The 4,628-nt window shown below is 75.7% G+C and carries 4 protein-coding genes; all 4 read right to left on the bottom strand.

Annotated elements, in window-relative coordinates; translation table 11 throughout:
- Nucleotides 1–58: 58 nt before the first annotated feature.
- Entirely contained in the window at nucleotides 59–1,594 is a 1,536-nt protein-coding gene (locus AB0J52_RS28320) for a GlnX family signal transduction membrane protein (RefSeq protein ID WP_500185489.1), read from the bottom strand.
- Complete coding sequence (locus tag AB0J52_RS28315) at nucleotides 1,591–2,490, bottom strand: FHA domain-containing protein (protein WP_500185487.1); 900 nt, start codon at nucleotides 2,488–2,490, stop codon at nucleotides 1,591–1,593. The genes AB0J52_RS28320 and AB0J52_RS28315 overlap by 4 nt, the downstream gene beginning before the upstream one ends.
- Nucleotides 2,491–2,492: 2 nt before the next feature.
- A complete protein-coding gene (locus AB0J52_RS28310; protein ID WP_500185484.1) occupies nucleotides 2,493–3,827 on the bottom strand; it encodes a vWA domain-containing protein in 1,335 nt (444 codons plus the stop codon).
- On the bottom strand, nucleotides 3,827–4,628 hold an 802-nt coding region (locus AB0J52_RS28305), incomplete at its 5' end, for a PP2C family protein-serine/threonine phosphatase (RefSeq protein ID WP_500185482.1). The genes AB0J52_RS28310 and AB0J52_RS28305, both read right to left, overlap by 1 nt.

The following is a 4,628-nucleotide window of genomic DNA, read 5'->3' as shown; positions in this document are numbered from 1 at the left end:
CGCGTCCGCGCCTGCGCGGGCTTCCGCCGCTCCGTCCCGCTCCGCATCGCGCCTCCCCTCATCGGTACTCCGCCAGCCGGGGCCGCACGCCCGCCACCAGCAGCAGGACGACGACCAGGCCCGCGAGCGGCAGCGCGTACTGCCAGCCCTCCGTGCCGCCCTTGCCGTCCTTCATGGCGCGGTCGAAGGTCGCCTGGTGCACGGCGGCGAGCTTCACCAGGCTCTTGTCGTAGGCGGCGTAGTCGGTCGCGGCCTGCCCGGTCTGCAGCGCGATCGCCTGCCCGCGGGCGTTCGCCGCGACCAGGTCGCGCATCTGACGGTCGTTCTGCTGGAACTTCTTGAAGCCGGCCAGCACGTCGTCCAGGGCCTTCGCGTCACTGCTGGCGCGGCGGCCCTCGGTGCCCAGGAAGCCCAGGATCGGATGGTCGTCCCGCTGGTTGTTGAGGCTCGGCAGCGCCCTGACCGCCTCCTGGTATCCGGCGAGGTTGTCGGCGGGCAGGTACAGCACGGTCTGGGACTTGCTCTGGAACACCTGCTCGTAGGTGTCGGCGCGTCCCGGGTCGAGCAGGAACCGCGTCTGGTCCGCCTGCGCGCTGTTGCCGATCGCGCGCGCACGAGCGAGCGCGAGGATCGAGTCGAACCCGTCGGTCTTCGCCTTGGCCAACGCCGACGCCTGGCTGCCGAGCATCGCGGCCGTCCAGCCGACGACGACGATCACCGCGACCGTGGTGACCGCGAGCGGCAGGTTCAGCAGCCGCCGGAACCGCCTCGCCATGGACCACTGGAACGCGGCGAGCACGGCCAGCAGGACCACCCCGGTGACGATGACGACGGTGCGGCCGGTCAGCACGGCGCTCCGCTTGTCCTCGTAGGTGTGCCGGACGATCGTGCCGTTGTCGAGCGTCAGGTTGTAGGCCTGCGGCAGCAGCTGCAGCTTCATCAGGTCGGTCGCGTCGCGGTAGAGCTGGGTGACCGGCGCGGACGGCGGACCGGCGGCGTGCGGGGCGTCCTGGTCCTGGAGCAGCGCCTGGCCGGCGAGCCGCTCGTAGCGGCCGAGGCCGTCCAGCAGCGACCGCGCGGTCTGCCGCTCGGTGTCGTCACGGGCCAGCCGGGCGGCCTGGATCAGCGCGTCGTCGGCCTTGCTGCGGCTGGCGTCGTAGCGGGCGAGCGCCTGGGCCCGGTCCGGCCGGCTCCCGTCCCGGCCGCCGACCAGCAGGGCGTGGGCGAGCTGCGCGTCCATGTCGGTGAGCCGGAAGTACAGGTCGCCGGTCGCGATGACCTGCGGGCCCGCGGTGTCGATGACCTTGACGCCGGTGCGCGCGTCGTCGACCCCGTTCCAGGCGAGCAGGAGCAGCGCCACCAGGACGACCACGACGCCCGCCGCGAACGCCCGGATGCGGCCGGAGTTGGTGCGCGGCACCGCCCGGCGGACGCCCCGGCGCGGCGGCGCGGCGGCGGCCCGCGCGCGCAGGTCCGCGAGACCGGGCCGGGCTCCGCCCGGCGGGACGGGGAGCCCGGCCGGGGGCCCGCCGTGCGGGCCGCCCTGCGGCGCGGGTGCGGGAGGCGAACCTCCGTGCTGCTGGACGGCCGTCATGGCGTCCCGCCTCTCGTGAGCGTGATGGTCGTCCAGGCCCCGACGTGGACGCGGTCGCCCTCGCCCACCGGGACCTCCACGTTGTTCGGGATCGGGTCGGCCGAGCCGTTCACGCACGTCCCGTTGGCCGAGCCGGGGTCGACCAGCGACCAGCGGCCGTCCGGACGGGCGAGCAGCACCGCGTGGGTGTGCGAGACGCCCGGGTCCTCCGGCGGGTGGCGCAGGTCGATCTGCGGGTCGGTGCCGCGGCTCGGGCTGCGCCGCCCGATCAGCACGCGCTCCCCGGACAGCGGGATGCGGCGCTCGGGCGCGAACGGCGGGAACACGATGCGCGCCGCGTCCGGGCCGTTCATCGCGATCACCGCGTCGTAGTACGCCCGGTCGGCGGCGACGATCGCGACCCAGCCGCCCCCCGAGGGCCCGTGCGGCCCGTGCGGCCCCGACGGCCCGGACGGCTGCGCCGGGGGACCGGTGGGCGGGTCGTTGCGCGTCACCGGGGGCGGCGTCGCGGGCGGCGTCATGGGCGGACCCGGCGGGTTCGACCGGTGCCCCGGCGGCTGGGGGAGGCTGGGCGGCCGCATCGGCTCGGACGGCTCGGCCGCCTTCGGTCGCGGGCTCGGCCGTCCGCCGCCGGTGGCGAAGTCGTAACCGCACTGCTCGCAGAACCGGTCCGCGGCGGGCGTGCCGCAGTCCGGGCACGGGATGCCGGACGCGGTCATCGCCTGCGTCGGCATCCCGGGGGCCGGGGCCAGGGGCGGCGCGCCCGTGGCGGACGGCGCGGCGGGCGGCGCGGCGGACGGTGCCGCCGACGGCGCGGACGCCCCGCCGATGCGCTCGCCGCACACGTCGCAGTAGTCGTCGGAGCCGGAGGAGTGCCCGGCGGGGCAGACAGCCATGATCAGACCTCGGAACGGCGGGTGCGGACCGTCTCGTCCTTGCGCGTCCGGACGGTCTTGGTCGAGGTGGTGTCGAGGGACATCTCGTCCGCCTTCTCCACGTTCGCCTTCAGGCGGACGGTCCCGGTGGCGGGGTCGAGCACGTCCACGACCTTGCGCAGCGCCGCCGTGACCGCCTCGTTGCCCGCCTCGTCGGCGAGCTTCACGGCGCGGCCGAGGCGGGCGGTCGCGGTGTCGAGGTCGCCGTCCCGGCGGGCGGCCAGGCCCTCCTGGATCACGTCGGCGAGTTCGGACTGCCCGGTGTAGTGCGCCACCCGCGGGTTGATCCGGGTGGAGAGGGCCTCGTCGTCGGTCCACTGCGCGAGCACGTTGCCGGTGGCGATGACCTGCGCCTCCTCGCCGGGGCCGCCGGGGACCACCAGCTTCACCCAGGCCGCGCGCAGCTCCTTGCCGACCTCGCCCGGCGGGACCTCCACGCAGATCTGGTAGTCGCGGCTCTCCGCGCCCCACGCGCCGAGCGGGAAGTCGCCGGCCTGCGGACCGGCCTCGCTGCGCATGGACGTGAGGTCCTGGACGTTCGGCATGACCTGCTTGACGAACTTCAGCCGCGCGGTCTGCGGCGTCCACACGCGCAGCGCCACGTCCGCGACGGCCTTGCCCATCGCGGCCTCGGTCATCGCGCGGAAGTCGGCGACCAGGTCGGCCGGGTCGGCGACGATGTCGACGGTGCCGAGCAGGGCGTTGGCGACCTTGCGCAGCTCGGCGACCTCCCAGTCGGTCCCGACCCCGCGGCAGTCGCACACGAACCGGCCGGAGCAGCGGAACAGCACCGCGTCCAGCTCCTCCGGGCTCTCGTGCTGGTTCTTGCCGTCGGTCAGCAGGATCGCGTGCCGGACGCCGTCCTGGTAGGGGTCGAACAGCTGGTCGGCGAGGCGCAGCCACGAGCCGATCGCCGTGCCGCCCTGCGCGGTCAGCCGCTTCAACGCGCTCTTGGCCGCCGCCCGGTTCCGGTCGTTGGCGGGCACCAGCGTCGCCTGCTGCGGGAACACCATGTGCGCGCTGTTGGCCCCGGACACCACCGCGAACATCACGCCGTCCCGCAGGGTGTCCACCGCGGTCTGCGCGGCGGCGATCGCCGACCGCAGCTTGGTGTCGGGGTAGGTCATCGAGCCCGAGGTGTCGATGATGATGACCTCGGCCGCCTGAGCGGGCGCCGCGGCGGTCGCCAGAGCCCCCCCGGCCGACTCGACCGAGACGATGGCGTGCACCTCGCGGCCGCCCTCGGGGAGGAACTTGTTCTGGTCGATCCTGACGGTGAACTGCGGCTGGTCGCTCATCAACCCTGCTCCGTGCTCGGGGCGGCCGCCAGGGGAAGCACGGCCACCGTGATGTTGTCGCGTCCGCCCGCGTCCAGGGCGTGGCGCACCAGGATCCTGGCGGCGCCGATCGGGTCGGCGGCCGGGTCCGCCTGCGCGTTCCGCAGCACGGCCGCCAGGTCGCCGGCGCCGGGGAAGTAGTTCCAGAGGCCGTCGCTGCACACCAGCAGCGTGCCGGGCCGGTCCGGCAGGAAGCCGCGCACGTGCGGCCGGACCTCCCCGGCGTCCGCGCCCAGCCACGCCGTGATGACGTGCGCGTTCGGGTGTGCCTCGGCCTCCGCCTCGGTGAGCGCGCCGGACGCCACCATGAACGCCGCCCACGAGTCGTCGTCGGTCAGCCGCCGCGACGCCCCGAGCGGCAGCGCGTCGGCGTCCGGGCCGGTGGCGTGCGGGCCGGTGGCGTCCGGGTCGCCCGCGCCGTTGCGGGCGAGTTCGGCGGCGAGGGCCGCCGCGTTCAGCTCCCCGGTGTCGGCCAGGTCGCCCGTGCCGGACGTGTCGTCCGCGCTCAGCCAGTACGCGCGGCTGTCGCCGACCCAGCCGACGGTCACGCCGTCCGGGCCGGTCACCGCCGCGACGAACGTGCACGAGGGCGCGTGGTCGGGGGAGTCGGCGAGCCCGCTGACCGCCGCGGCCGCGTGCCGCACCGCCGTCCGGACCGCGTCGCCCGGCGAGGCGCCCGCGCCGAGCGCCGTCGCGATCTCGGCCGCGGCGGTGTCGGCGGCGGCGCGCGAGGCCGTCTCCGGGCGCGGCGACGACCCGACG

Origin of the sequence: Spirillospora sp. NPDC049652 (genome assembly GCF_040675125.1) — a bacterium.
Lineage (GTDB): Bacteria > Actinomycetota > Actinomycetes > Streptosporangiales > Streptosporangiaceae > Spirillospora.
Note: the sequence above shows the minus strand (reverse complement) of the source record. Positions and strands in the feature narration are given on the sequence as shown.

Bases quoted from the DNA above. Each gene is read 5' to 3' on its own strand.
- AB0J52_RS28320 (WP_500185489.1), bottom strand. From the start codon at position 1,594: ATGACGGCCGTCCAGCAGCACGGAGGTTCGCCTCCCGCACCCGCGCCG.
- AB0J52_RS28315 (WP_500185487.1), bottom strand. From the start codon at position 2,490: ATGGCTGTCTGCCCCGCCGGGCACTCCTCCGGCTCCGACGACTACTGC.
- AB0J52_RS28310 (WP_500185484.1), bottom strand. From the start codon at position 3,827: ATGAGCGACCAGCCGCAGTTCACCGTCAGGATCGACCAGAACAAGTTC.